A 25,480-nucleotide genomic window follows, 5' to 3' on the forward strand; every position below is an offset into this window, starting at 1 on the left:
GCTCAGGGAGCGATCACTCCCCGGCGGCCATCTCTTCATCAAGCGTCCCGAAGCGACGGCGGATATCTTCCGGAAGCTCCTCCGGCGAATCCACCTTATGGCGCAGCTTCTGGTACTGGGTGGCACCGGTACCGGCCGGAACCAGGCGACCCATGATGACGTTCTCTTTAAGACCGCGCAGGTAGTCGACCTTGCTCGCCAGCGAAGCCTCGGTGAGCACCTTGGTGGTCTCCTGGAAACTCGAGGCCGAGATGAAGCTCTCGGTCGAGAGCGAGGCCTTGGTGATCCCCAGCAGAAGATCCTGACCGACCGCCGGGCGACCGCCCTTCTCGACGAGCTTACGGTTGACCGCTTCAAACTCCGAGCGCTCCACCTGCTCATCGGTCAGGAAGTCGCTGTCGCCAACTTCCACAATGCGCACCTTACGCAGCATCTGACGCACGATCACTTCGATGTGCTTGTCGTTGATGCCGACGCCCTGCAGTCGGTAGACCTCCTGGATCTCGTCGACGATGTACTTCGCCAGATCCTTGCGGCCCTTGACCTTGAGGATGTCGTGGGGGTTCTCCGAGCCCTCCATCAGCGCCTCACCGGCACGCACGCGGTCCCCTTCAAGCACGGTGATGTGCTTGTTCTTGGGAATCTTGTACGCCTTCTCCTCACCCACGTCCGGGGTGACGATGACGGTGCGCTTGCCCTTGGTCTCGCGACCGAAGGAGACGATGCCGTCAATCTCGCTGATGATCGCCTGCTCTTTGGGCTTACGGGCCTCAAAGAGCTCGGCAACACGGGGCAGACCACCGGTAATATCCTTGTTCTTGGTGGTCTCGCGCGGGACCTTCGCCAGAATCTGACCCGGCTCCACAGGCTGCCCTTCGTTGACGAAGAGCGCCGCGCCGGCGGTCAAAAACTGCGTCGAGAGGACCTTGCCGCCCTTCTTATCTTCGCGAACGACGATCTTCGGGCGCACGCTGGAGTCGCGGCTCTCAATGATGACCTTACGCGAGAGACCGGTGTCCGCATCGACGCGCTCCTCCATGGAGACGCCTTCGATGATGTCTTCGTAGCGCACCAGACCGGCCACGTCGGTGATCACCGGCGTCGCAAAGGGCTCCCACTCCGCCAGCGTCGCGCCCTGCTCAATCGCTTCGCCGTCGCTGAAGTAGAGACGCGCACCGTAGACCAGCGGGTAACGCTCACGCTCACGGCCCTCACCGTCCACAATCGAGACCTCCCCGTTACGGGTCATCACGATGTTGACCTTGGTGCCGTTCTCATCGCGCTCGACCAGACGCACGTTGACCAGCTTGACCTTACCGCTGAAGCGAACCTCGTGGGCGGACTGCTCAACGCGAAGCGAGCTAATACCACCGATGTGGAAGGTACGCATCGTCAGCTGGGTACCCGGCTCACCAATCGACTGCGCGGCGATCGTGCCCACCGCCTCACCGACGTTGACCAGGCGACCACGCGCCAGATCGCGGCCGTAGCAGCGCACACACACGCCATTCTCAGACTGGCAGGTCAGCGTGGAGCGCACGCGCACCTTCTCGATGCCGGCGTCCTCAATGGCCTCGGCCACGTCCTCTTCGATCGTCTCGTTGGCGTCGACCAGGATGTCGTCGTTATGATCCCAGACCGGCTCCAGCGCCACACGACCCAGCAGGCGATCCTTCAGCGACTCGATCACCTCGCCGCCCTCATAGAGCGCGGTCAGGTCGATGCCGTCGAGCGTGCCGCAGTCAAACTCGATGACCACGCAGTCGTTGGCCACGTCGACCAGACGACGGGTCAGGTAACCGGAGTTTGCCGTCTTCAGCGCCGTATCGGCCAGACCCTTACGGGCACCGTGCGTCGAGATGAAGTACTCGAGGACGGTAAGACCTTCACGGAAGTTCGCCGTAATCGGCGTCTCAATAATCGCACCGGAGGGCTTGGCCATAAGACCACGCATCCCGGAGAGCTGACGCATCTGCTGGGCCGAACCACGCGCCCCGCTGTCCGCCATAATGAAGACCGGGTTAAAGGACTTGCTGACCTCTTCGGCCCCGGTGAGCTTGTCGACGAACTTCTGCGTCGAGATCTCCTGCGACATCTGGCTGGCGACCTCTTCGGTGGCGTTGGCCCAGATATCGACGACCTTGTTGTAGCGCTCACCGTCGGTGATCAGACCCTCGGTGTACTGCGCCTGGATCTCGTTGACCTCTTCGCGCGCCGCGTCGACGACCGTCCACTTGTTGCCCGGGATCTCCATATCGCCGATCGAGACGGAGATGCCCGCGATCGTCGCATAGGTGTACCCGATGGTACGGATCGCATCGGCCACCAGAACCGTCATCTTGTTGCCGGCCAGGCGGTAGCAGGTGTCCACCACGTTGGCCAAAGCCTTCTTGGTCAGCGAGCGGTTCACCAGCGCGAAGGGAAGCTCCTTCGGGATGATCTCGTAGAAGAGCACGCGACCACAGGTCGTCTCCACGATCTCGCCCTCATGACGCACGCGGATCTTCGCGAGCAGGTCGAGCTGACCGGAGTCATGGGCCATGCGCACTTCTTCGAAGTTCGCATACAGACCGGCGATCGCTCGGCCCTTCTCATCTTCGCGGTAGCAACCGCGCGCGAAGGGGCGCTCGCTGGTCATGTAGTAGCAACCCAGGACGATATCCTGCGTCGGCACGATGATCGGCCCGCCGTTGGCCGGCGAGAGGATGTTGTTGGTGCTCAAAAGGAGCACACGCGCTTCCATCTGCGCTTCGAGCGAGAGCGGCACGTGCACGGCCATCTGGTCACCGTCGAAGTCGGCGTTGTACGCAACGCAGACCAGCGGGTGAATCTGAATGGCCTTACCTTCAATGAGCACCGGCTCAAACGCCTGGATACCCAGACGGTGCAAGGTCGGCGCGCGGTTGAGCAGCACCGGGTGCTCCTTGATCACCTCATCGAGCACGTCCCAGACCTCCGAGCGCTCCTGCTCGACCATCTTCTTGGCGCTCTTGATCGTGGTAACGTAACCCTTCTCTTCGAGACGGTTGTAGATAAAGGGCTTGAAGAGCTCGAGCGCCATCTTCTTGGGAAGACCGCACTGGTGCAGCTTCAGGGTCGGACCGGCCACGATGACCGAACGACCCGAATAATCGACTCGCTTACCCAGAAGGTTCTGGCGGAAGCGACCCTGCTTGCCCTTGATCATGTCCGAGAGCGACTTGAGCGGACGCTTGTTCGGACCGGTGATCGTCTTGCCGCGGCGACCGTTATCAAAGAGCGCGTCGACCGCTTCCTGGAGCATCCGCTTCTCGTTGCGGATGATGATCTCCGGGGCGTGCAGGTCGAGCAGGCGCTTGAGACGGTTGTTGCGGTTGATCACCCGGCGGTACAGGTCGTTGAGATCGGAGGTCGCAAAGCGGCCCCCGTCCAGCGGCACCAGCGGGCGAAGATCGGGCGGAAGCACCGGGATAACATCCAGGATCAGCCACTCGGCAAGGTTCTGCGAGTCGCGCACCGCCTCGACGATCTTGAGGCGCTTGGCGATCCGCTTGCGCTTGGCCTGGCTGGTCGCCTCTTTCATCTCCGCGCGCAGCTCTTCGGCGATGCGCAGGATGTCGAGCTCGGCCAGAAGATCCTTGATGGCGTCGGCGCCCATGCGCGCCTCAAACACATCGCCGTACTCTTCGAGGTACTGCATGTACTTCTGCTCGGAGAGCACCTCACCCTTGGTCAGCGGCGTAAAGCCGGGGTCGGTGACGATGTACGCCACGCAGTAAAGGACCTTCTCCAGATCCTTGAGCGTGATGTCGAGCAGGTTACCGATACGCGAGGGCAGGCTCTTCAAGAACCAGATGTGCGCCGTCGGCGTGGCCAGGTTGATGTGCCCCAGGCGCTCACGACGCACCTTGGACTGGATCACCTCCACACCACACTTCTCGCAGACCACACCGCGGTGCTTCATGCGCTTATACTTGCCGCAGATGCACTCGTAGTCTTTGACCGGACCGAAAATCTTGGCGCAGAAGAGGCCGTCGCGCTCCGGCTTAAAGGTGCGGTAGTTGATCGTCTCGGGCTTTTTAACTTCGCCGTGACTCCACTCGCGGATCTTCTCCGGGCTGGCGATTCCAACCCGGATCGCGCTGAAGCTTAACGGGTCTTTGGGCTTTTCGAAGAAGCTGAAGATATCTTTCAAGGTACCCTCCTTCAGGGACTCAAGAGGTACATACGATCATCGTCGTTGAGCGCCGGGAGCTCAGGCTCCCGGCGTTCCTGCGCTCGGCACTTACGCCACGTCTTCGAGAAGCTCGACGTTGAGGCAGAGCGAGTGGAGTTCTTTGATCAACACGTTGAAGCTCTCCGGCAGACCCGGATCCAGCGAGAAGTCACCCTTGACGATCGACTCGTAGATGCGCGTACGACCCTGCACATCATCGCTCTTCACCGTCAGGAATTCCTGCAGGGTGTAGGCGGCGCCGTAAGCCTCAATGGCCCAGACCTCCATCTCACCCAGACGCTGACCGCCGAACTGCGCCTTACCACCGAGCGGCTGCTGGGTCACAAGGCTGTAGGGCCCGATCGAGCGAGCGTGAATCTTATCATCAACAAGGTGGTGCAGCTTGAGCACGTACATCACACCCACGGTCACCGGGCTATCAAAGGCCTCGCCGGTGCGACCGTCGTAAAGGATGGACTGACCGCTGATATCGAGGTCGGCCAGCTCCAGCATCTCGCGGATCTCGCTCTCCGGCGCCCCGTCGAAGACGGGCGTCGCCATGTGCACGCCGCCCTTCATCGAGCGGGCGAACTCCAGGAGGTTCTCGTCATCCACATCGTTGATGATCTGGCGAGTCTCCTCGTCTTTGAACGCGCTCAGCAGGTACTCGCGAAGGTTTTCCGGCTTCTGCATCTCCTCGAGCATCTCGGTGATGCGCACGCCCAATCCGCGAGCGGCCCAGCCCAGGTGCGTCTCAAGGATCTGACCGATGTTCATACGGCTGGGAACACCCAGCGGGTTGAGCACCACGTCGACCGGCGTGCCGTCTTCCAGGAAGGGGAGGTCCTCTTCGGGGAGGATGCGGCTGATAACACCCTTGTTACCGTGGCGACCGGCCATCTTATCGCCGACCTGAAGCTTGCGCTTCACAGCCACGTACACCTTGACCATCTTGATGACGCCCGGAGGCAGGTCGTCGCCCTTACGCGCCTTGGCGATCTTGTCGCCGTAGTTGGTGCGGATGACGAGGATCTGGTCTTCGACGTCGCCCAGGATCTGCATGAGCTTCGAGGAGGTGTCCTCATCGATGTCGAAGTCCGCCCAGTAGCGGCGCGGCACCTCGTTGAGCACCTTCTCGGTGAGCTTGGTGCCACCCTGAACGAGCACCTGGCGCGACTCGTCGACCAGGTCGCTGCGGGTCTTCTTGCCGCCGAGGATGTCGCGCATCTTGCGATACGCCGCGTCGCGAAGGATGCGGATCTCGTCGTTCTGATCCTTGAGCAGCTTCGCCTCTTCGGCGTCTTCAATCGCGATGGTGCGCTCATCTTTCTCAGCACCTTCGCGGTAGAAGACCTGCGCACCAATGACGGTGCCCGAGGTGCCCGGGGGCATGCGCAGCGAGGTGTCACGCACATCGCCGGCCTTCTCACCGAAGATCGCGCGAAGCAGCTTCTCTTCCGGCGAGAGCTGCGACTCACCCTTGGGCGTGATCTTACCGACGAGGATGTCGTCGGAGGTCACTTCCGCGCCGATGCGCACAATCCCGGCCTCATCGAGGTCGGCCAGCGCCTCTTCGCCCACGTTGGGGATATCGCGGGTGATCTCTTCGGGCCCCAGCTTGGTGTCGCGGGCCGTGGCCTCGTACTCCTCGATGTGCAGCGAGGTGAACCAGTCTTCTTTGACCAGTCGCTCACTCAGAAGGATGGAGTCCTCGAAGTTGAACCCGTTCCAGGGCATGAAGGCGACCACGCAGTTCTGACCCAGCGCCAGCTCCCCACGCTCGGTGGAGGGGCCGTCGGCCAGGATCTCGCCAGCCTCAACGCGGTCACCCACGTCGACCAGCGGACGCTGGTTAAAGCAGGTGCCCTGGTTGGAGCGGGTGAACTTGAGCAGGTTGTAGATGTCCGGCTTCACAAAGAGCTGGTCACCGGTGTCATCGGGGCGCACCACGATACGATCGGCGCCGCAGCTCTCCACCACACCGGCGTGCTTCGCCACGATGGTGATGCCGGAGTCGCGCGCGACCGTCCCCTCAATGCCGGTTCCGACCAGCGGGGAGCGCGAGCGCATCAGCGGCACCGCCTGACGCTGCATGTTCGAGCCCATCAGCGCGCGGTTGGCGTCATCGTTTTCCAGGAAAGGAATCAGGCCGGCACCCACGCTCACAAGCTGGTTGGGCGAGACGTCCATCAGCGTGACCTGCTCCGGGAGAACGAAGGTCGGCTCACCGGCATCACGCGCGGCGACCTGCTCGTTGACGAAGCTGCCGTCTTCATTGAGCTCGGCGTTGGCCTGGGCGATGACGTTATTCTCTTCTTCGAGCGCCGAGTAATACCGCACATCCGTCGTGGCTTTGCCGTCGACCACCTTGCGGTAGGGCGTCTCCACAAAGCCGTACTTGTTGATGCGCGCGTAGGTCGAGAGCGACGCGATAAGTCCAATGTTCGGACCTTCGGGGGTCTCAATCGGGCAGATACGGCCGTAGTGGGTGACGTGAACGTCACGCACCTCGAAGCCGGCGCGGTCGCGGGTCAGACCACCCGGTCCCAGAGCCGAGAGGCGACGCTTGTGCGTGACCTCCGAGAGGGGGTTGTTCTGGTCCATGAACTGCGAGAGCTGGCTGGAGCCGAAGTACTCCTTGATCACCGCGCTCACCGGCTTGGCGTTGATCAGGTCGTCGGGCATCAGCGTCTCGATGTCCTGCGAGATGCTCATGCGCTCTTTGATGCCACGCTCCATGCGCACAAGGCCGATGCGGTACTGGTTCTCCAGCAGCTCGCCGACCGTACGCACGCGACGGTTACCCAGGTGGTCGATGTCATCGACGGTCCCGCGGCCGTTACGCAGCTCAATGAGGTAGCGCATCGTCTCGAGGATGTCCTCTTCACGAAGCGTCTGAATGCGCCAGCGATCCAGCTCCTCGGTGACCTCGGCCAGCTCGGCTTCGGCCTCTTCGCGGGCCTTCTTGCTCGACGCCGACTCGATCTTCTCCAGCAGCGCTTTCTCGCGCTCCTCAAGCGGCACCACGATCTCGCGGTGGAACTTGTAGTTGAGCTTCAGACGACCCACGTCCGAGAGATCGTAGCGCTCCGGGTTGAAGAAGAGGTTATCAAAGAGGTTCTGCGCCTGCTCCTGGGTGGGGGGATCGCCGGGGCGAAGACGCTGGTAGATCTCGAGGATCGCGTCTTCGGCGTTGGTGATCTTGTCCACCAGCAGCGTGTTGCGCAGGTAGGGGCCGACGTTGACGTTGTCGATGAAGAGCACGTTGATCGACTCAATGCCGCGCGTCAAAAGCTCTTCAAGCTTGGCCTCGGTGAGCTCTTCGTTGCACTCCACCAGGATCTCGCCGGTCTCCATATCGAAGATATCTTCGGCGGCGACCTTACCGAGCACCTCTTCGAGCGCGATCGGGATGCGCGTCAGGCCGGCCTTGGAGATGCGGCGCGTGGAGCCACGCGTGAACTTCTTGCCCTTCTTGACGAGGACGTTGCCCTCCTCATCGACCACCTCACGCGAGGCGACCTGACCCGGAAGCAGGTCGAGGTTGACGGTCTTGAAGAAGTTCGTCCCCTCCAAAAAGATCTGCTCGGTGTCGTAGTAATAGTTGAGCAGCTCTTCGGTGGAGTAGCCCAGCGCGCGCAAGAGCACGGTGGCCGGCATCTTGCGCTTGCGGTCGATGCGCACGTGCACGATGTCCTTGGCGTCGAACTCAAAGTCGAGCCAGGAGCCGCGGTAGGGGATCACGCGCGCCGAGTAGAGGAACTTACCCGAGGAGTGGCTCTTGCCCTTATCGTGATCGAAGAAGGAGCCCGGCGAGCGGTGCAGCTGGCTGACGATAACCCGCTCGGTGCCGTTGATGATGAAGGTGCCCTTCTCGGTCATCAACGGGATGTCGCCGAAGAAGACCTCTTTCTCTTTGACGTCGCGGATGCTGCGCGTCTCGGTGTCTTCATCCACATCCCAGACGACCAGGCGGATCACCACCTTGACCGGCGCCGCATAGGTCATGCCGCGCGCGATGCACTCGTCGATGTCGTACTTGGGCTTCTCGAGGTTGTAGCTGATAAACTCCAGAGTCGAGGTCTCGTTGAAGTCTTTGATCGGGAAGACGCTTTTGAAGACGCCCTGCAGACCGGTGTCGGTGCGCTCTTCGTGAGGCACGTCGGTCTGAAGGAAATCGTCATAGGAGCGCCGCTGCACTGCGATCAAATTCGGAATGTCGACAATCTTCTTAATCGAACCGTAGTCTTTGCGGACCCGGAAGTTCGACTTGATCGTTAGACCCATCGTCTCTCCTTGGAGTGCTGCCAGAATAGCGATCCACCGCCTCGCAGACCTCATCGGCCCCGAGCTGCGCTTGACGCGCTCGGGTTGCCCTTTGAGTTCCGCAGGACGGTGACATCAATTGCCTGCCTGAAATGTCCAAATCCCGCCCGGCGAGTTAACTCGCCACGAGCGGGTCGCGGTTCACCGCGCCCTACCTCATCCAACCTGTTCTTTGACGTACAAAAAAGGCTCCGCCTTCTTCGAGATCCAGCTCTCTGTGGGTGCCGGGTGTACGCTGGGAGCTCTCGATGCGGAACCTTCTTATCATGTGTGCTGCCGCCGGCGTGTTGGAGGCCGAGCGGTCTGCGCATTTAACGATGTCCAACCCTTCAAACCCCGGGGCACCTTGTGATGAGGCGACCCCTGCCGCACGGACCTCGCGCGGACGCAGGGCGGGTAAGGCGCCGTAGAGTATGAGCGCGCCTTGAGGGTGTCAAGAACAAATGAAGGAATCTGTCAAGGGAAATTTCCCCGGGGACTTACCCCTCAGCCGCGGCGATCGCGCCGAGGGCGCTGGCGACCGCGTCGAGGCTGTCGACGCGCTCCTCGGCGCTGGCTCTGATCATCTGGCCGATCGCCTCGGACAGCTGCGGCCAGGCGATCGCCTCGCGCCGCTTTGCCCAGATCTCATCGATCTGCAAGAGATCGCCCATCCCCTCAAAGAGGCGCTCCAGGGTGAGCAGCTCGTAGAGGATCGCGCCCAGCGAGAAGATGTCCACGCGATGATCATAAGGCTCGCCCATCCACAGCTCCGGAGCGCGGTAACCCTCGGTGCCGATGCTGTTGAGCTCGTCGGAGATCGACTCCAGCTGCTGGATGCGGGCAAAGTCGAAGTCGGCGATCTTAAAGGGTACCCGCGCGCTGGACCGGGTCATGTAGATCACCCCGGGGTGCAGGTTGCGGTGGATGATGCCGGCCTGATGAATGCTTGTGATCGCCTCGACCAGCGCCGAGGCCAGAGCGAGGCGGCGGTCGAGCTTCCAGCCGTGCTCGCGGGCGCGCTCCAGATAGGTGCCCAGGGTTCGGGAGCCCACGTACTCGCTGATCATGTAGAAGATCAGCTCATCATCCTGGTCCCGCACCATGTCGTAGGAGCTCGCCACGTACGGGTTATCATCGAGCACCGAGAGCGCCTCGGTGTCGCGCACCGCTCGCGCCAGCTCGGCCTGCTGACGCTCGGCCTCACCGAGCAGATCCATGGTGTAGGCTTTGATGCGCACCTTGCCGCGGCTCTTCACGTAGCGATGTTGCCCCAGGTATTCGCGCCAGTGACGGTGGCCGACCTGGAGCTCTTTCTCAATCTCGTAGGCGTCGATCGTCACCCGATGTTTGAGGGCATTGGCACGGGGCACAATCACATCGACCACCGCCTTTCGCAGCCGCTCGTCGTGCAAGGGGCCGGGGCCCTGCTCGCGCAAAAGATCCAGATCGACAAAGTAACCGTAGATCTCGTCGGGCTGCACCACATGGCGGCGCTGGGCTTCGGGCAGCGTCAGATCCTCCACCGGGCGAGGAAAGAGCACCACTGGCGAGCAGAAGATCGAGGCGTCCAGCCCCCCGACGCCCTCGGAGATGAACTGGCGCAGCGCTTTGGTCTTGCGCTCCAGATGCGTCAGCGGGTTATCCAGCGTGGCCCAGGGCGTCTTCCAGCGGCCCGCAGCCCCCTCAATCGGACCGCTCCAGCCTTTGATCTCCACCGCGTAGATGCCGTGCTCACCAATGACCACCGCATCGAACTCCAGGGAGTTGCGGCGCCCCTTGAGGCGAAGATCGAAGTTGCCAATCACCACGTAATGCTCCGGGAGCAGATCACGCAGAAGCCGCATCCCCTCGGTCTCGGCATCGTTGGCCGGAGCGCCAATCGGGATATAAGTTGCCATACGTAAGTGGTCGTCTGGGGGGTATCTCGTAGCCCGACACGCGGGTCGGGCGGCTCGTCGCATACGTCGCAAAAGAAGGTCCCGACGGAGCGAAGACGCGTTCTCGCTCAGGGGCCGTAGAGTTTGCCCCGTCGCGGGGAGAAGTCAAAAGCCCTTTTTGATCGAATTGTAACAAAAAAGCACCGAAACCACCTCTCAGGAGCCCGATGCAACCCCTGACACTGCTGATTATTGGCGCCCAGACCTACGCGGGCATGGAGGTCGCCCGGCTGGGACGGGCGATCGGCCATCGGATCATCGCGGTACGCGAGGGGGGAGCCCCCCCGGTGGATGCGCCCTGGGTGGCCGGCGTGCAGTGGGAAGACGCCGCGGGGTTAGGACCAGCCCGTGAGATCACGCACGCGCCGCATGCGCTGATCTACTGCGCCACGACCTACTTCGATGACGCCGAAGGTCGACTGGAGCGCCAGAACGTTGCGCTGTTGCGGGGGCTTATCGAAGCGCCGGGGTTGGCCGCAAGCCGCGTGGTTTACCGCTCCGCGGCGCCCACGCCTGTGGTGCCCTCGGCCTATCTCGAGAGCACGCGCCGCGCCGAGGCGCTGCTCAAAGATCGCCACCCCGATCATGTCAGCCTGCGCCTGCCCCTTCTTTACGGAAGCGATCGCCTGGACAGCGTGCTCGGCGCGGCGATCGTGGGGCTCTTCGCCAGCCTGCACCCCACGCGTTTTGCGCCCCCGATGCGGGTGGAGACGGCCGCCATCGCCTTATTGCGCGCGGCTCTGGAGCCCGAGCACCGGGGCGTGCTCCACGCCACCGAGGTCGCCACCCTGGGAGACGCACTCTACGCCCAGGCCCGTTGATCACGCAGAGGCCACGCTTTGACTTGCGCCCGGGGCCGCTTTATGCAAAAAGCCCCAACCGCAAGGCCCCTCTCACGCTCTGGTCTTGCATTCGAGCGGCGCCGTCCCTATGGTATGCGCCCTTTGCTGCCGATTCGAGCAGCGTGCTGGCTGGCTCGACGCACCTATAGCACTACACCCTTTTGGATGGGTCGCCTGACGTCACTCCGACGCCGACCCAGAAACGACAACGCACCCGTGGATAGAATCGACTATGGCTCGTTATACTGGACCGCGCCTTCGTATCGCCCGTCGCCTCGGCACTGACCTGCCGGGCCTGACCCGTAAGCTTGCTGACCGCCGCCCTTACCCGCCGGGACAACACGGCCAGGGCCGCCAGCGCTTCAGCGAGTTCAAGAAGCAGCTCTATGAGAAGCAGAAGCTGCGCTACAACTACGGCCTGAGCGAAGGCCAGCTTCGTAACCTCTTTGTGGAAGCGCAGCGCTCCAAAGACCCGGCCGGCCTTGTGCTGCTGCGTCTTCTCGAGCAGCGCCTCGACAACGTGGTCTTCCGCCTGGGTCTGGCCCCGACCATCCCGGCGGCTCGCCAGCTGGTCGTGCACGGTCACGTGGTCGTCGACGGCAAGAAAGTCGACCGCCCCAGCTACCGCGTCGAGCCCGGCCGCGAGATCTCGGTCCGCGCCAAGAGCCGCGACCTCAACATCGTTCAGGAATCGGTGGCCCAGCCCACCCTGCGCATGCCCGGCTACCTGAGCTTTGACGCCAAGACCCTCACCGGTCGGATGCAGGCGCTGCCCAGCCGCGAAGACATCCCGGTGCAGGTCCAGGAGAACCTGGTCGTCGAGTACTACTCGCCGCGCCTCTGATTCTCGCAGCATCGCGCCCCGCCATCTGGCGGGGCGTTTGTTTTTGGACGTACGATCAGGCGCGAGCGCGACCCCTTCTCTCGGGGACGCCTCGCGTTCTGGCGTTTTGGAGGAGCTGCTATGCGTCTGATGCCTCTGGGTGGCCTTCTGGCCGCCCTGCTCGTCTTCGCCCCGGTGGCCTGCGGCACGGGCCCTGCCCCGCGCCCGGTCGACCAGAAGGAACAGCTCAGCGCGGAGGCCACCGCGCGTGCCGCCGGCGAGCGCACCCGCGAAGGTCAGGAGGGCCTGATCTATGCGTCGAGCGATGCTCCTGCCGAGTCCCAGGCCGAGGATGTTCAGGCGCAACAAGGCGAAGAGGCTGTTTTGACCTCCACCTCCGAGCTCCGACTGCGCTTTGATGAGGAGGGCCGGCTCGTGATCGACGACCAACCTCTCGATCTGAGCTTTGAGGCGCCTGAGGACGCCGAAGCATCCGAAACCACCGGGGACGCCACCGAGGCGATGCGCCGCACGGAGAGCCACGATGCGCTGGTCGCCGCGCTCACCGAGGCCCTCACTGGCCTGGAGCCCGCCGATCGCCTGCGCATCCTCATCACGCCGCCCGCGGCGCCGCAGCGCTTCGACGTGCTCTTTGCGGCGATCGGGCGCGTGGTCGCCGAGGTCACCGTGCCCGTTGAGGTTCACGTCACCCCCGCCCCCTGAGCGCGTGTGAAGGTCCTGCTCTTATCGGCGTACCACGCGCAGAGCCACGCCCAGTGGGCGCGCGGGCTGGCGGAGAACCTTGAGGGCATCGAGGTGGACATCCGCGCGCTTCCACCGCGTCATTTTCCCTGGCGGGTGCGCGGCAACGCGCTGAGTTTCGCGGCCGACCCCTCCTTTGATGCGGCTGAATACGAGGCGTTGCTGGTCACCTCGATGGTCGATCTGGCCACGCTGCGTGGCCTGCGCCCCGAGCTCTGCCAGCTGCCCACGGTCGTTTATTTTCACGAAAACCAGGCCGTCTATCCGCTCAAAGAGAGCCGCGATCGCGCCCACTACATCATCACCAACCTGTATACGGCGATGGCCGCCGACCGGGTGATCTTCAACTCTCCCTATAACCTGCGCACCTTCTTTGAGGGGACTGAGACCTTCCTCAAGAAGATGCCCGACGGCGTGCCCGAGGACGCCCTCGACAGCTTGAAAGAACGCGCGCAGGTGCTCCCGGTACCGCTCCCCGACGCGCTCTTCGACCCTGGCGCGCCGCTGCCCTCCGAACCCGATCCGCGTCGCCCGCTGCGCCTGGTGTGGAACCACCGCTGGGAGCACGACAAAGATCCCCGCGTCTTCTTTGAGGCCCTCTTTGCGCTCGACGCGCAAAACGTAGCCTTCCGCCTGGTGGTGCTCGGCCAGCGTTTTCGCAACGCGCCGCCGATCTTCGCTGAGGCCCGACAGCGCCTCGCTCACCGCATCGATCATTTCGGCTACGCCGAGCATCGCGCCGACTACCTGCGCTGGCTCCGAGGCGACGACGTCGTCGTCTCCACCGCTCGTCATGAGTTTCAGGGGCTGGCCGTTCAGGAGGCCGTCGCGCTGGGCTGCCGCCCCCTTCTGCCCGATCGGCTGGCCTACCCGGACTTTTTCGATGCGCGCTGGCTCTACCTCTCCCACGACGATCACCAGACCCAGCGCAACGCGCTTGTTGAGGCGCTCAAACCTCTCCTCAACGATCCCGAAGGCGCGCGAAAATCATCGCCACCCGATCTTTCAAGCTTGCGCTGGGGGCAGAAAAGATGGGACTACACGCAGTTGTTAAAATCTCTTAACTGACTTTTTTTGCAGCTCGTGGTGCGCATCATTGTGCCACTTCGCAAATGGATGGTGTGCCGCCGGCCTCGCCAGGGCGGCGTTCTTCCCTCTTACATTCAGGTCTGCCATGTCGGATGTGCTCTACGCTGTCGATGGATCGATCGCCCGCATCACCCTCAACCGCCCCGAGGCCCGAAACGCCTTCTCGGACGCCATGATCAAAGGCATCACCGAGAGCCTTGATGAGGCCGAGTTCGACCCCGAGGTGCGCGTGGTGGTGATCCGCGGGGAAGGCTCGGCCTTCTGCGCCGGTGGCGATCTGAAAGCGATGCGCGATCACAGCGGGATGTTCTCCGGCGATCCGGTGGAGCTTCGCCAGCGCTACCTGCGCGGGATGCAGACTCTGCCGCGTCGTTTCGACAGCTTTGAGAAGCCGACCATCGCCCAGATCAACGGGGCGGCGATCGGCGCCGGGCTGGGGCTGGCGCTGATGTGCGATCTTCGGGTGAGCGCGCAGCGCGCCAAATTCGGCTCGACCTTCGCCAAAGTGGGGCTCATCCCGGGTGACGGCGGCGCCTACCTGCTCACGCGCACCGTAGGCTTTAGCAAAGCGCTGGAGCTGATCCTCACCGCGCGCGTCATCGACGCCGAGGCGGCGCTCAAGATCGACATGGTTCACGAGGTCGTCGCCAACGACCAACTTCAGGCCCGGGTCGACGTGCTCGCCAGTGAGATCGCCGCGCTGCCCCCCAAGGCGGTGCGCATGGCCAAGACCGCCCTCTACCGCAGCGTCAACCGCGACCTGGAGAGCGCGCTGCATATCACCGCCGCCCTGCAGGGGCTGATTCAGAGCACGCAGGAACACGAAGACGCCGTCGAGTCTCTGCTCGGCGCGATTCAAAGCCGCAAGGAGTCGTGATGCGTCTGACCGGACCCGCGCTCACGCTCGCCAGGCGCGCCGCCGAAACTCCGGCCGGCGCGCTGCTCTTACGCCGGCAGGCGCTGAGCGACTTTGGCATCGACCGCCTCCTCGATCTTCCCCCGAGTGAACGCGGCCCGCTGCGCTTTGACCCCCAGCCCCTGCACCCCACCCGCAAGCGCGGCTGGCAGGATCAGCAGCTCGGACGTCCCGCCAGCACGCCGGGTCGCACCACCACCGCGATGCTTCGCGACGCCTTTAAACAAGGCGACACCTCCCCGGTGGAGGTGCTTCAGAGCATCCAGCACCAGCTCGGCGCGCGTCGCCTCGGCCAGGCGGCGCACTCCCCCTTTGTCTGCACGGATTTTGAACGCGCCATGGAAGCGGCCCACGCCAGTCAGGAGCGATGGGCGCGCGGCGAGCCGCTTGGCGAGCTCGATGGCATCCCGATGCCGATCAAAGATCAGGTGGAGATGGAGGGCCTTCCGCTTCGCTGCGGCACCCGTTATTTCAGCGAGGTCGCCCGCCGCGACGCCTTTGTGGTGGAAGCCTTACGCCTCGAAGGTGCCCTTCTCTACGGACGCACGCACACCACCGAGTGGGGCATGAACCCCTCGGGCTTCTCGCCACATTTTGCGATGCCGCGCAACGTCTACAGCTCCCAGCATGGCGCCGGGGGCTCCTCGACGGGGTCCGGGGTCGCCGTCGCCCTGGGGCTGGCGCCGGTGGCGCTGGGCTCGGACGGAGGCGGCTCGATCCGCATCCCCTCAGCACTCAACGGTCTTCTGGGCATCAAACCGACTTTCGGGCGCATCAGCCGCAGCGGCGACGCCTTCGGCGCGGGCACGGTCTCGTCGATGGGGCCGCTGGGTCAGTCCACCGCGGATCTCGTCGACTTCTTAAGCGCCGCCTGCGCCCCCGATCCCCGCGATCCGGCCAGCCGCTGGGCACCGCATCACCCGGAGCGCACCTCGCAGTGGAAAGCCGCGCTGGGGCGCGGCGTGCGCGGCTGCCGCATCGGCTACATCCCCGATGAGCTTGACGCGCTCGATCCGGCGCTGCAACAACCCACCCTCGAGGCGCTCCGTAGCTTCGCCGCCGAAGGGGCCACCCTGGTCGAGGTTGACTTCCCCCTGGCCGCACACGCCCTGGCCATCGGGGTGCTCGCCATTGGGCTGGAGACTCTGGCCAACCTCGCTGACCACCTCATTATGCACCCGGCTGACTTCTCAGAAGAGGTGCGCGTGATGATGGCGTCATTGCGCACCATCACCACCGATGAGTTTTTTGCCGCCCAGCGCACCCGTGAGCTTCTCAAAGAGCGCCTGCGCGATCTTCTCGACGATGTCGATCTGCTGGCGCTGCCCACCACACGCACCACCGCGCTCCCCTACGACTTAAGCCTCACTGGCGCTGAACTTCTCGACGACCAGGGCACCCGCGATATGTGCCGCTTCACCTTCCTGGCCAACATCAGCGGGCTTCCCGCGGGCACCCTCCCGATCGGCCGCCACAAAGAGCTGCCCTTTGGCCTTCAATTCGTCGGCGCCGCCTTCGATGAGGCGTCGATCATCGCCGCCCTGGCCCATGGCGAGCGCATGGGACTTAACCATCTCCCCGCTCCCGCCGACTACCTGAAGCTCGCCTGATGCATACCCTGCGCATTGGACACGACATCGTCGGCCAGATCATCGCCCGCATCGCCAACCTCTCCGGAGTGTACCTGGCGCCATACCGCACCGAGCACCTCCGCGAGACTGTTGAACGACGCCTGCAGGCGCTCGATCTGCCCTCCTTTGCTGCCTACCTCTCCTACCTGGAAGAGGCCCCCCACGAGCCCTGCGCGATGCTCGACGAGGCCTTTATCGGGGTGACCGGTTTCTTCCGCGACGCGGAGGCCTTTGAGACCCTCTCCCACCAGCTGGCTCGACGTTTCAGCACGCACGCCGCCCCCCTGCGCGCCTACGTGGCGGCCTGCTCCACCGGCCAGGAAGCCCTCTCGATCTTCATCCTCCTGGAGCGACTATGCGAGGCGCTCGGTCTGCCTGAGCCCGAGCCCCTGATCGCCACCGACATCAACCCCCACGCCATCGACAGCGCGCGCGAAGGCGTCTACAGCACCGAGCAGATCCGCGATCTCTCCGCCTCGATCCGTCGTCAGTTCTTCGCGCCCTCTCCGCATGGCTTTCTCCTGCTCAAACGCTATCGGGAACGCATCCGCTACGAGGTCAGCGATGTGTTGCGAGGCCCGCCCCCGGGACACTTCGATCTGATCTGCTGCCGCAACCTGCTCATCTATCTCAAGCCAGCGGCTCAGGTTCAGCTGCTGGAACGTCTTCACCACGCACTTCGCCCCGACGGGCTGCTCTTTCTGGGCGCCTACGAGTCAGCATCCTCGCTGCCGGCCCTCTTCGCGTTGGTCGACGCTGAGCACAGCATCTACGCTCGCCGATCCTAGAGAAAACCGGGGGGAAGAGACGCTAAGACGGTTGCACATCAACGTTTTCTGTCATAATCTGAGCGCACTCTTAGACAAGCGCCGTTTGTACCGCGTCGACTCTCGTGGCGGGGAGCGTCCACCCTCTGGCTGACCATTCTTGTTTGCCCACGGTAACGCTATGAATCCAAATGAAGGCGGCATCACAGGCCTCACTCAACACGAGCTTCGTGCTCAGGCCGAGACCATGCTGAGCACCGGCGATGAGAACGGCGTCTCCGCGCGCGATCCTCAGGAGCTGATCCGTGAGCTAAAGCTCCATCATATCGAGCTCGACCTGCAAAATAAGGAGCTCAAGCGCTACCAATCCCAGCTGGAGTCGACGCGCGAGCGCTACATCGATCTCTACTTTCATGCCCCGATTGGTTACGCCTCACTGACCGCCGAAGGGGTGATCGATGAGCTCAACTTCATGGCCGCTGATCATCTGGGGTTGACCCGCCAGGAGCTGCTCCGAGCCTCGTTCGGCGAGCTGCTCACGCCTTCGAGTCGCGAGCGTTTTCAGGCACATCTCGCAAAGACCTTCAGCTGTGGTGAGCTTCAAAAATGCGACGTCGTCGCGCGCCTTCCCGACGGCTCCCAGACCCACCTTCGTCTGACCAGCGTGGTGGTCGAAGGGGATAACGACACCCCGGCCTGTTGCCGCACCATCGTGATGGACATCAACGATCAACAGCACGCCGAGCGCGAGCGCGTCGCGCTTCAGGATCAGCTCCGCCAGGCCCATAAGATGGAGGCGCTGGGCCGGCTCGTCAGCGGCATCGCTCACGACTTCAACAACCTGCTCACGCTGATCATCGGCTACTCCAAGCTGGCGATGAACCAGCTCCCCTCCTCCAACCCCTTCTTCGCCCACGCCCAGCAGATCCACAAAGCAGGCCACCACGCCTCCGAGCTCATCGACCAACTCCTGGCCTTCAGCCGGGAGCGCGCGCCCTCGCCCACGCGCATGGTGCTCAACGAGACGATTCGCGACATCGAGTCGATGCTGCGCCGGGTCACCGGCGACGACATTGAGTTCAACCTCTCGCTCGACGACGCTCTGGGAGAGACGTGCTTTGACGCCGCGCAGTTCAAGCAGGTGCTCATGAATCTGGTCATCAACGCCTGCGAGGCCATGCCCCAGGGCGGTCGGCTCACCCTGCGTACCCGCAACATCCAACTTCATGAACGCGCCGCCGCGCGGCTCGACATTGAGCCCGGCCCCTTTGTGCTGGTGGAGGTCGAGGACACCGGCTACGGCATCCCGGAGGACGCCGTCTCCCGCATCTTCGACCCGAACTTCACCACCAAGAGCTCCGACAAGACCCATGGCTTTGGGCTGGCGACGTCACAGGGGATCCTGCGCCAACATCAGGGTGTGATCGACGTGGTCAGCCAGATCGACAAGGGCACCTCGTTTTTGATCTACGCCCCGCGCATCGACGCGGCGCGCGCCGAGGAGAGTCCGGCGCCCACACCGACCATTCTGCTGGTCGAAGACCAGACCGATCTTCGCCAGCTGGCCACCATGGTGCTGAGCACCGCCGGCTACCGCGTGCTCAGCGCAAGCTCCCCGGCCGAGGGTGTCGAGATCGCCGAGCTTCACCCCGGCGCACTTGATCTTATCCTCACCGACGTGACCATGCCCGGGATGAATGGACGCCAGCTGGCCGAGCGGGTACTCAAGACCCACCCCAACACCCACGTGCTCTACATCTCGGGCCACGACCACGAGTCGGTCTGCCGGGAGCGCGGCATCGACATCGACGCTCCCTTCTTAGAAAAGCCCTTTACGCCGGAGCGCCTCGTCGAGATCGTCTCTGCTCTGATCGCACCGCCCCACACCTCCTCCACACCGAGCTTTGACCCCAGCAGTGACCCCTCCCCCCCTCCAGGATGAAACGCCTCCCTCGCCCCCCCATCGCCGCCGGCTGGCGATCGCCGGCGCGCGCGGCGCGCTGGGCCGCGCGCTCACTGCCCGGCTCCCGGCACACATCGACACCATCGGCCTGACCCGCCGCCCCGACGAGACGCTCTCCGGGGTGGGCACCACACGCCAGGTCGACCTCTTCTCGCGCAAAGAGACCTTCGAGGGACTCCGCGACGCCGAGCTCGCGGTCTACGCCGTCCACCAGTCCCGCTTCCGCGCGCGCCTGATCCAGGCCCGCCTCGACGACCTCGACGTGCTCTGCGCCGACAACTTCGGACGCGCCGCCGCCCATCACGGCCTCTCGCACATCCTCTACGTGGGCTGCGACACCCCGCCCAACGCCACCCACGATCTGGGCCGTACCCGCGAGATCACCGATGCCCTCGGCGCCCACGGCGTGCCCGTCATTACCCTGCGCCTGCCGGTCATCCTCGATCCGCGCAGCGCGCTGACCCGCCAGGCCCTGGCCCTGGCCAGCCGCCCCCACCCCGAGCTCAAGCCCTATTACACCGCCGAGCTCGCCCCGATCGCCATGCGCGACGTCGTCGACGCCTGCCTGGCCATCCTGACCGATCCCGACGCGTACGAAGGCAGCTACGCCTTGCACGGCCCCGAGACGATCAGCTTTCAAGCCCTCGTCGAGGCTCTGGCGGCGCGCCAGGACCTCTCCCCCAGATGGCGCGAGCCGGGCCTTTTGAGCTCGCTGACGCCCTCCCCCTCGCCAGTGGGGGAGGAGTGGTTGGACATCCTCCAGGAACTTCTGCAGACGCCCACCCATCACCCCCGCGACTTCCCCTTTGAGGCCCGCTGCCACCGCCCTCTCACCGCGCTGGACGACGCGCTCGATGCCTGCCTGCACCCCGACGAGAACGCCGGGGCGCTCGCCAGAGTGGCCCCCTCCCCGGCTCCCCTGCCCTCGCTGGTGCGCTCGGTGCAACGACTTCCGCTGCCACAGGGGCGAGACGCCCGCTGGACCGCCCACGAGTACGTGCGCTGGCTCCCCACGGCGCTGCGTTTTCTGATCCGCGCCACCCACACCCATGATGACGCCGGCGGCTCGGTGGCGCGATTCTTCATCGGTCCCATCCCCTGGCCGATCCTTGAGCTGACCCTGGCGCCCGAGGTCAGCGCCCCCGACCGCCAGCTCTTCTGGATCACCGGTGGTATGCTCGCCCGCAAACCCCAGCGCGGACGCCTGGAGTTTCGCCAGATCGCCCACACCGACCGCCTCATCGTCGCCATTCACGACTTCGAGCCGCGCCTGCCCTGGGTGCTCTACCGCTTCACCCAGGCCCTCTTTCACCTCTGGGTCGTCGCACGCTTCAAACGCCACCTGGAGCGCTTGAGCGCCCCGCCGACGTGAAAAAGAACGTAAAGCCGGCGTCGACAGCCTTCTCCCCCACCCCCGGTTGACGCTACCCTTGACGCCATGTTCCTCCCCTGCCCAACGCTGAATACGATGACGCTCGCCACCACCGAGCGCATGCGGCCCGGGGAGCTCTGCACGTCGATGGTACAACTTGCCAGGAGTACGTCATGCAAAAGACGCTTGTCGCCCTGATCGCCGCCTCATTGCTCATGGGTTGCGGTGTCCCCAAAGACGAACACGAAGCGATGCTGCGCGATATGGAGAACACCAAGGTCGCGCTGGCCACCACCGAACGCGAGAAGGCCGAGGTGGAAGAAGAGCTACGCGGCCAGATCGAGACGCTGGAGGCCCGCATCGCCAAGCTCGAAAACGACAAGCTCGCCCTGGAGACCGAGCTCAGCGAGGCCCGCGGCGACCTCGACCTCTATGAGTCGCGCGCCGGCGGTCTGGAAGAAGCCCTGGAAGCCTCGCGCGCCGAGCTCGACGAGCTGCGCCGCGCCCGCGCCCAGACCGAAGAGCGCCTCAAAGAGTACCGCAACCTGGCCAGCCGCCTGGCCTCGATGGTCGAGTCCGGCCAGCTCACCGTGAAGATCCGCGAGGGCCGCATGGTCATTGAGCTCGCCGACAACATCCTCTTCGACTCGGGTCGCACCGACATCAAAGAAGACGGCCGACTGGCGCTCCAGGAGCTGGCCGCGGTGCTCCAGGAGGTCGACGACCGCAACTTCCTGGTGGCCGGGCACACCGACAACGTGCCGATCAGCTCGGGGCGTTTCTCCTCCAACTGGGAGCTCTCGACGGCCCGCGCGGTGGAGGTCGTTAAATTTTTGCAGGAGCAGGGCGTCGATCCTACCAACCTCGCGGCGGCCGGCTACGGGGAGTTTGACCCGGTGGCCGATAACGAAGATCGTGAGGCGCGCGCGCTCAACCGCCGCATTGAGATCATCCTGATGCCCAACATCGAAGAGCTGCCCTCGGTGCCCGACGATGTCTTTGAGGGCTCTTAAGCCTCACCCGCGCAGCGAGCGCGCCGGAACATTGCCGCCGACGTGTTCAGGCCGGCGCCGCTCGCTGCACCGAGACACCTCATGCGTTTTGCCTCGCTGCTTCTCATCGCGCTGACCGGGCTGCTTTTTGTCTCCTGCGCCAGTGTCCCCGACCCGCCTCCCCCCGATCTGGCGCTCGATCGCGATGAGACGGTCACGCGTCTGGCCTCGGTGCACGAGGCCGAGTCGGCGATCATCCAGGACATTGAGCGCCTGGACAGCCTGCTCCTCTCGCTCTCGACGCTGACCAACCGCGAGCACAACGAGGCCTTCCCCATCGATCTCTTTCGGCTGGTGGCGGTGGCCTGCCTCAACACCGAGTACAGCGGCCGGGAGCGCACCACGCCGGTGCCGGGCAGCGCCGCGCCTCTGACCTGCCGACCGGCGCACCTCGATCGCCTCAACGCCGAGATCGCCTTGATGCCCCTGGAGGCGCGCAACGACGCGCTGCGCCTGCTCTTTCTCATCGACCAGATCCGCCTGCTCAAAGGCAGCCTGCGCATGCGCCTGGCGGCGATGCCCGAGCAGATCGCCGACCACCGCGAGTTCATCGCCTCCAGCCGCACCAATGTGCGCCAGATCGAGGCCGACTACGCCCGCCGCCGCACCCTCTTCAGCGCCGCGGGCTGGTCGCAGGTCAATCAGGTCTTGAGCGACCAGCGCAACCTCTTGCGCCAGTTTGACGCGCGCCTCGACGAGCTCACCGCCGCCTACCCGGACTGGCCGGCGCGCGTCGACACCCTGGTCACCGCCGTCTACTTCCGCCTCTCGCGTATGGGCTGAGCCGCGCTCGGGGAGCGTGAGCCTTCCACGCGTTTAACTCATGCCCCCAGCGCGTGGTGGTGGCTCAGGGAGGTGCGCTCCAGCGGTCTCACTGCCACCTGATAGAGCGCCGCGATCTCGGCCTCCAGTGCGGTCTCCAGCTCGATGAGGCGGGCGAGCAACGCCCGGGCCTGCGCCTCCGGGAGCGCCTGCGGATCGTAGCGCACATCGCCCTCGACACGCTGATGCAACGCGCGCACTCCCTCGACGATCTCCAGGACCAGGGCGGCAACCCGGCGCGCCTGCGCTTCCTTGATCTCCGGCACCGGCAGCGCGCGCACATCGGAAGCCTGAAAATGCAGCGTGGGGTTAAGCGCCTTAAGCAAGCGCCGCGCCGGCGCGCTGTTGAGGATGCCCAGCAGCGCGGCGTTGCGCTCCTCAAAGCGCAGCCCCGGCAACCACGGATCACGCACGAAGATCGCCGGCCCGGTCATATCGAACGCACATCCGGGCGGCATCCACCGCGCGTTGAATCGCCCCCCGGCAAAGTCGGTGTAACAGATGCCCTCGCGCCCCACGTAGCGCTCGCTGAGCAGGTTGGAGGTGCGGTTGGTCGCGTAATACTCACGCGCCTCGTCCGACCAGTCCACCACCCACTCCCAGTTGCCCCACCAGGGGGCAAAGCGCCCACCTTTGCTGTAGAAACGCCAGCGCCCCGCCCCCTCACCACCGCCGTCTGAGGGCGGCTCAAAGAGCCCGGGGGCGGCGACGATCGCGGAGGCCTTCACCGCGTGCCAGGGGCGCACATAACGGCGGTTGGCGCCGGTCTTATTCTGGCCGCCCGGCACCTCGGCGATCTCCGAGAGCGGCGCGGCCTCATCAAACCAGCGCAACAGCTCCTCGGGCAGCTCATAGCAAAAGGGGCGGCCGGGCACCGAGGCGGCCCGGCTCGCCACAAATGACTCGGGCGTGGTGTCGGCAAAGCGCTGTGCCTTCGCAAGCGGATCGCGCGCCTTCCGCAGATCCCACACCCGCGTGGGCTGCTCGCTCTCGGCATCGATGCGCTGCACAAACGCCACCACGCTGGCCTTCTCACCGCTCAGGCCCCAGAAGGCCCGGGGGCCCAGGTGCAAAAAGTCGGTGAGCGCGCCGGCCCCGAGCAGCGCGGTGCGCGCGGCCTCAAAACGCTTGAGGTAGAAGATCCCCTGCTGCACGAGCAGCCCCACCGCGTGCGTCGCCACATCCTGACAGCGCTTGATAAAGGCCGCGTAAAGATCGCGCTCAAAAGGGGCGTAGTGCGCCTTGAGGTGCTCGCGCAGCTCCGCCGGCATGGAGCGCCAGCCCATATAAGGGGGGTTGGTCAGCACGACCTCAAAGGCCGGGGCGTCGCCGTGCAGGGCGTCGCGGCAGATGATCTGCGCGTCGATCTGGTGCTCCAGCTGCGGGTCGCGACCTCCCAGCCGACGCGCCACCTCGAGTTTCAGGGTCCAACGCGCCACCTCGGCCGCCCGCGGATCGAGCTCCCAGCCCCACAAGCGGGTCGCGGCCTCGGCCGGCTCCAGGCCCGCCTCAATGAGCGCGGCGAGGGCAGCGAGCAGCATCTGACCGCCACCGACCGCCGGATCGAGGATGCGCACCCGGCGAAGATCGGCCCCCTGAAGCGCGCCCCTGGCGAGCGCGTCGGCCACCCAGCGCGGGGTGTAGAGCTGAGTGGAGACCGTCGCGGAGCCGTGGCGCTCGCCGCGCTGCACATGCGCCTCAAAGCTCTTGAGCCGTCCCAGCGCCGACCACCCCTGATGAATCCACCCGAGCACGTGAGCATCGCCAGAAAGCGCGTCGGGCCAACTCAGGAGGTCGGCCAGGGATGCGGCGCTCAGGGCATCTTTGGCATCGAGCCCGGCCTCACTCACCCCGAGCAGGCGCGCCCGACGGCCAGCCGCCGCCACAATCAACCCCCGGTGCCAGTCGGCCGCATCGACCCACTCGCCGCGCGCCAGCGCGGCGCTCAACAGGGCTTCGGTGCGCGCGATCACCTCGGCAGCGCGGGCGCTCTCGTGGGTGGAAGGAGGACGAGTCATAGCGAGTTAAAAGCGCCCCTGAATCCCCACGCCCATGCCGTCCTCGCCCATCGGGCCGACGCCCATCGCGCTGACGCCACGCTCCTCAGCCGGGTCGTCAGAGAGGAGCTGCCACATCAAGATCGCTCCGGCCGAGGTCAGCGCCACCGCACCGACGATGGGCGAGGCGATGGCCAGACCGTTGTAGGTGGCTTCACGGCGGTCAGCGGCCTCTTTGGCAGCGTTGTTAGCGGCAGTGCGACCCTCGGGGCGGCGCAGGATCTCATCGCCCTCGCGACCCGCCGCCTCCGCCTCACTGCTGAAGATCGGAGTGAGCGCCAGCGCCCCCACACCCACCACGGCCAGCGTGACCGGCACCCAGGTCGAGCGCATAAACGACGGCTCCGCCGGGCTGACCATCCGCTCGGGGTCCAGCCCCAGGCGCAGCACCACGGTCTGCCCCTCGGGCACCTGCACGCGCTCCTCGACCGGCTCGTAGCCCTCAAGCTCAATGAAGAGGGTGTAACTTCCGGCCTCTACGTTGAGATCGATGGGCGTCACCCCGCGCATGCCCGACTCTTTGGAGTCGACGTAGACGCGCGCCCCTTCGGGGCGCGTGATCACCTCGACCGCCGTCTTCGCCCGCGAGGCCAGTCGACGCTCAATGACCTCGATGGTGCTCTCGATGCGACCGCGCTCCTCAGCCTGCGGAACCTGGTTGAGGAAACTTCGGTAATACTCGACGGCGCGCGCGTCTTCACCCAGCCGCTCGTAGGCCAGGCCCAGGCGGTAGAGAAAGTCCGGCAGGGGCGCCAGCTCGTAGGCCTCGTGAAAGATGTCGGCGGCCTGCTGAAACTGGCCGTCATCGTAGGCCGCGCTGCCCGCGTCAATAAGCTCGATGAGCTCGACCTTCTCGGCTTCACTCAGCTCGTCAAAGATCTGATCGGGATCGGCGGCAAACGCCGTCGCGCTGAAAAGCCAGACCACCATCGCGGCCAGCGCCG

Annotated in this window: 16 protein-coding genes; 11 read left to right on the plus strand and 5 right to left on the minus strand. The window is 64.8% G+C overall.

Annotation, left to right across the window (positions count from 1 at the left end):
- Positions 1–13: 13 nt before the first annotated feature.
- From rpoC to FRC96_RS11115, 3 genes are all read right to left on the minus strand, one after another.
- Positions 14–4,174, minus strand: a complete 4,161-nt coding sequence (gene rpoC / locus FRC96_RS11105; RefSeq protein ID WP_146974564.1) for a DNA-directed RNA polymerase subunit beta' — start codon at positions 4,172–4,174, stop codon at positions 14–16.
- Positions 4,175–4,264: 90 nt separating this feature from the next.
- Positions 4,265–8,482 carry a DNA-directed RNA polymerase subunit beta gene (gene rpoB / locus FRC96_RS11110; RefSeq protein ID WP_146974565.1) on the minus strand — a complete coding sequence of 1,406 codons (4,218 nt, stop codon included), beginning with the start codon at positions 8,480–8,482 and terminating at the stop codon, positions 4,265–4,267.
- A gap of 518 nt (positions 8,483–9,000) precedes the next feature.
- Complete coding sequence (locus FRC96_RS11115; protein WP_230470152.1) at positions 9,001–10,401, minus strand: NERD domain-containing protein kinase family protein; 1,401 nt, start codon at positions 10,399–10,401, stop codon at positions 9,001–9,003.
- A gap of 206 nt (positions 10,402–10,607) precedes the next feature.
- On the opposite strand from FRC96_RS11115, the gene FRC96_RS11120 reads away from it, so the two are divergent.
- The 11 genes from FRC96_RS11120 (at position 10,608) to FRC96_RS11170 (ending at position 22,440) form a co-directional block, all read left to right on the plus strand.
- Complete coding sequence (locus FRC96_RS11120; protein WP_146974567.1) at positions 10,608–11,261, plus strand: hypothetical protein; 654 nt, start codon at positions 10,608–10,610, stop codon at positions 11,259–11,261.
- A gap of 253 nt (positions 11,262–11,514) precedes the next feature.
- Positions 11,515–12,126, plus strand: coding sequence for a 30S ribosomal protein S4 (rpsD, locus tag FRC96_RS11125; RefSeq protein ID WP_146974568.1), 612 nt, complete (start codon positions 11,515–11,517; stop codon positions 12,124–12,126).
- Between the two features lie 120 nt (positions 12,127–12,246).
- Positions 12,247–12,828, plus strand: coding sequence for a hypothetical protein (locus FRC96_RS11130; RefSeq protein ID WP_146974569.1), 582 nt, complete (start codon positions 12,247–12,249; stop codon positions 12,826–12,828).
- Between the two features lie 6 nt (positions 12,829–12,834).
- A complete protein-coding gene (locus FRC96_RS11135; protein WP_146974570.1) occupies positions 12,835–13,935 on the plus strand; it encodes a tRNA-queuosine alpha-mannosyltransferase domain-containing protein in 1,101 nt (366 codons plus the stop codon).
- 106 nt (positions 13,936–14,041) lie between these two features.
- Positions 14,042–14,833, plus strand: coding sequence for an enoyl-CoA hydratase-related protein (locus FRC96_RS11140; protein ID WP_146974571.1), 792 nt, complete (start codon positions 14,042–14,044; stop codon positions 14,831–14,833).
- Entirely contained in the window at positions 14,833–16,482 is a 1,650-nt protein-coding gene (locus FRC96_RS11145; protein ID WP_146974572.1) for an amidase, read from the plus strand. The genes FRC96_RS11140 and FRC96_RS11145 overlap by 1 nt, the downstream gene beginning before the upstream one ends.
- Positions 16,482–17,291 (plus strand): CheR family methyltransferase, encoded by an 810-nt coding sequence (locus FRC96_RS11150; RefSeq protein ID WP_146974573.1) that lies wholly within the window; start codon positions 16,482–16,484, stop codon positions 17,289–17,291. The genes FRC96_RS11145 and FRC96_RS11150 overlap by 1 nt, the downstream gene beginning before the upstream one ends.
- Positions 17,292–17,451: 160 nt before the next feature.
- Complete coding sequence (locus FRC96_RS11155) at positions 17,452–19,212, plus strand: hybrid sensor histidine kinase/response regulator (protein ID WP_146974574.1); 1,761 nt, start codon at positions 17,452–17,454, stop codon at positions 19,210–19,212.
- Complete coding sequence (locus FRC96_RS11160) at positions 19,187–20,605, plus strand: SDR family oxidoreductase (protein WP_146974575.1); 1,419 nt, start codon at positions 19,187–19,189, stop codon at positions 20,603–20,605. Before FRC96_RS11155 ends, FRC96_RS11160 begins: the two co-directional genes overlap by 26 nt.
- A gap of 173 nt (positions 20,606–20,778) precedes the next feature.
- Positions 20,779–21,618 (plus strand): OmpA/MotB family protein, encoded by an 840-nt coding sequence (locus FRC96_RS11165; protein WP_146974576.1) that lies wholly within the window; start codon positions 20,779–20,781, stop codon positions 21,616–21,618.
- 81 nt (positions 21,619–21,699) lie between these two features.
- Positions 21,700–22,440, plus strand: coding sequence for a hypothetical protein (locus FRC96_RS11170; RefSeq protein WP_146974577.1), 741 nt, complete (start codon positions 21,700–21,702; stop codon positions 22,438–22,440).
- Positions 22,441–22,478: 38 nt separating this feature from the next.
- Here FRC96_RS11170 and FRC96_RS11175 read toward each other — a convergent pair whose 3' ends face one another.
- Both FRC96_RS11175 and FRC96_RS11180 read right to left on the minus strand, forming a co-directional pair.
- The gene (locus FRC96_RS11175) at positions 22,479–24,497 is read right to left on the minus strand and encodes an Eco57I restriction-modification methylase domain-containing protein (RefSeq protein ID WP_146974578.1); all 2,019 of its coding nucleotides are present in this window, start codon (positions 24,495–24,497) and stop codon (positions 22,479–22,481) included.
- Between the two features lie 6 nt (positions 24,498–24,503).
- Positions 24,504–25,480, minus strand: a 977-nt coding sequence (locus FRC96_RS11180; protein WP_146974579.1) for a PEGA domain-containing protein, incomplete at its 5' end; no start/stop codon positions are given.

Origin of the sequence: Lujinxingia vulgaris, from assembly GCF_007997005.1 — a bacterium.
GTDB lineage: Bacteria > Myxococcota_A > Bradymonadia > Bradymonadales > Bradymonadaceae > Lujinxingia.

What these genes read in the sequence shown, in the direction of transcription:
- FRC96_RS11140 (WP_146974571.1), top strand. Translation starts at nt 14,042, where the DNA reads ATGTCGGATGTGCTCTACGCTGTCGATGGATCGATCGCCCGCATCACC.
- FRC96_RS11155 (WP_146974574.1), top strand. Translation starts at nt 17,452, where the DNA reads ATGAATCCAAATGAAGGCGGCATCACAGGCCTCACTCAACACGAGCTT.
- rpoB (WP_146974565.1), bottom strand. Translation starts at nt 8,482, where the DNA reads ATGGGTCTAACGATCAAGTCGAACTTCCGGGTCCGCAAAGACTACGGT.
- FRC96_RS11165 (WP_146974576.1), top strand. Translation starts at nt 20,779, where the DNA reads ATGCAAAAGACGCTTGTCGCCCTGATCGCCGCCTCATTGCTCATGGGT.
- rpsD (WP_146974568.1), top strand. Translation starts at nt 11,515, where the DNA reads ATGGCTCGTTATACTGGACCGCGCCTTCGTATCGCCCGTCGCCTCGGC.
- FRC96_RS11130 (WP_146974569.1), top strand. Translation starts at nt 12,247, where the DNA reads ATGCGTCTGATGCCTCTGGGTGGCCTTCTGGCCGCCCTGCTCGTCTTC.
- FRC96_RS11170 (WP_146974577.1), top strand. Translation starts at nt 21,700, where the DNA reads ATGCGTTTTGCCTCGCTGCTTCTCATCGCGCTGACCGGGCTGCTTTTT.
- FRC96_RS11150 (WP_146974573.1), top strand. Translation starts at nt 16,482, where the DNA reads ATGCATACCCTGCGCATTGGACACGACATCGTCGGCCAGATCATCGCC.
- FRC96_RS11175 (WP_146974578.1), bottom strand. Translation starts at nt 24,497, where the DNA reads ATGACTCGTCCTCCTTCCACCCACGAGAGCGCCCGCGCTGCCGAGGTG.
- FRC96_RS11120 (WP_146974567.1), top strand. Translation starts at nt 10,608, where the DNA reads ATGCAACCCCTGACACTGCTGATTATTGGCGCCCAGACCTACGCGGGC.
- FRC96_RS11145 (WP_146974572.1), top strand. Translation starts at nt 14,833, where the DNA reads ATGCGTCTGACCGGACCCGCGCTCACGCTCGCCAGGCGCGCCGCCGAA.
- FRC96_RS11115 (WP_230470152.1), bottom strand. Translation starts at nt 10,401, where the DNA reads ATGGCAACTTATATCCCGATTGGCGCTCCGGCCAACGATGCCGAGACC.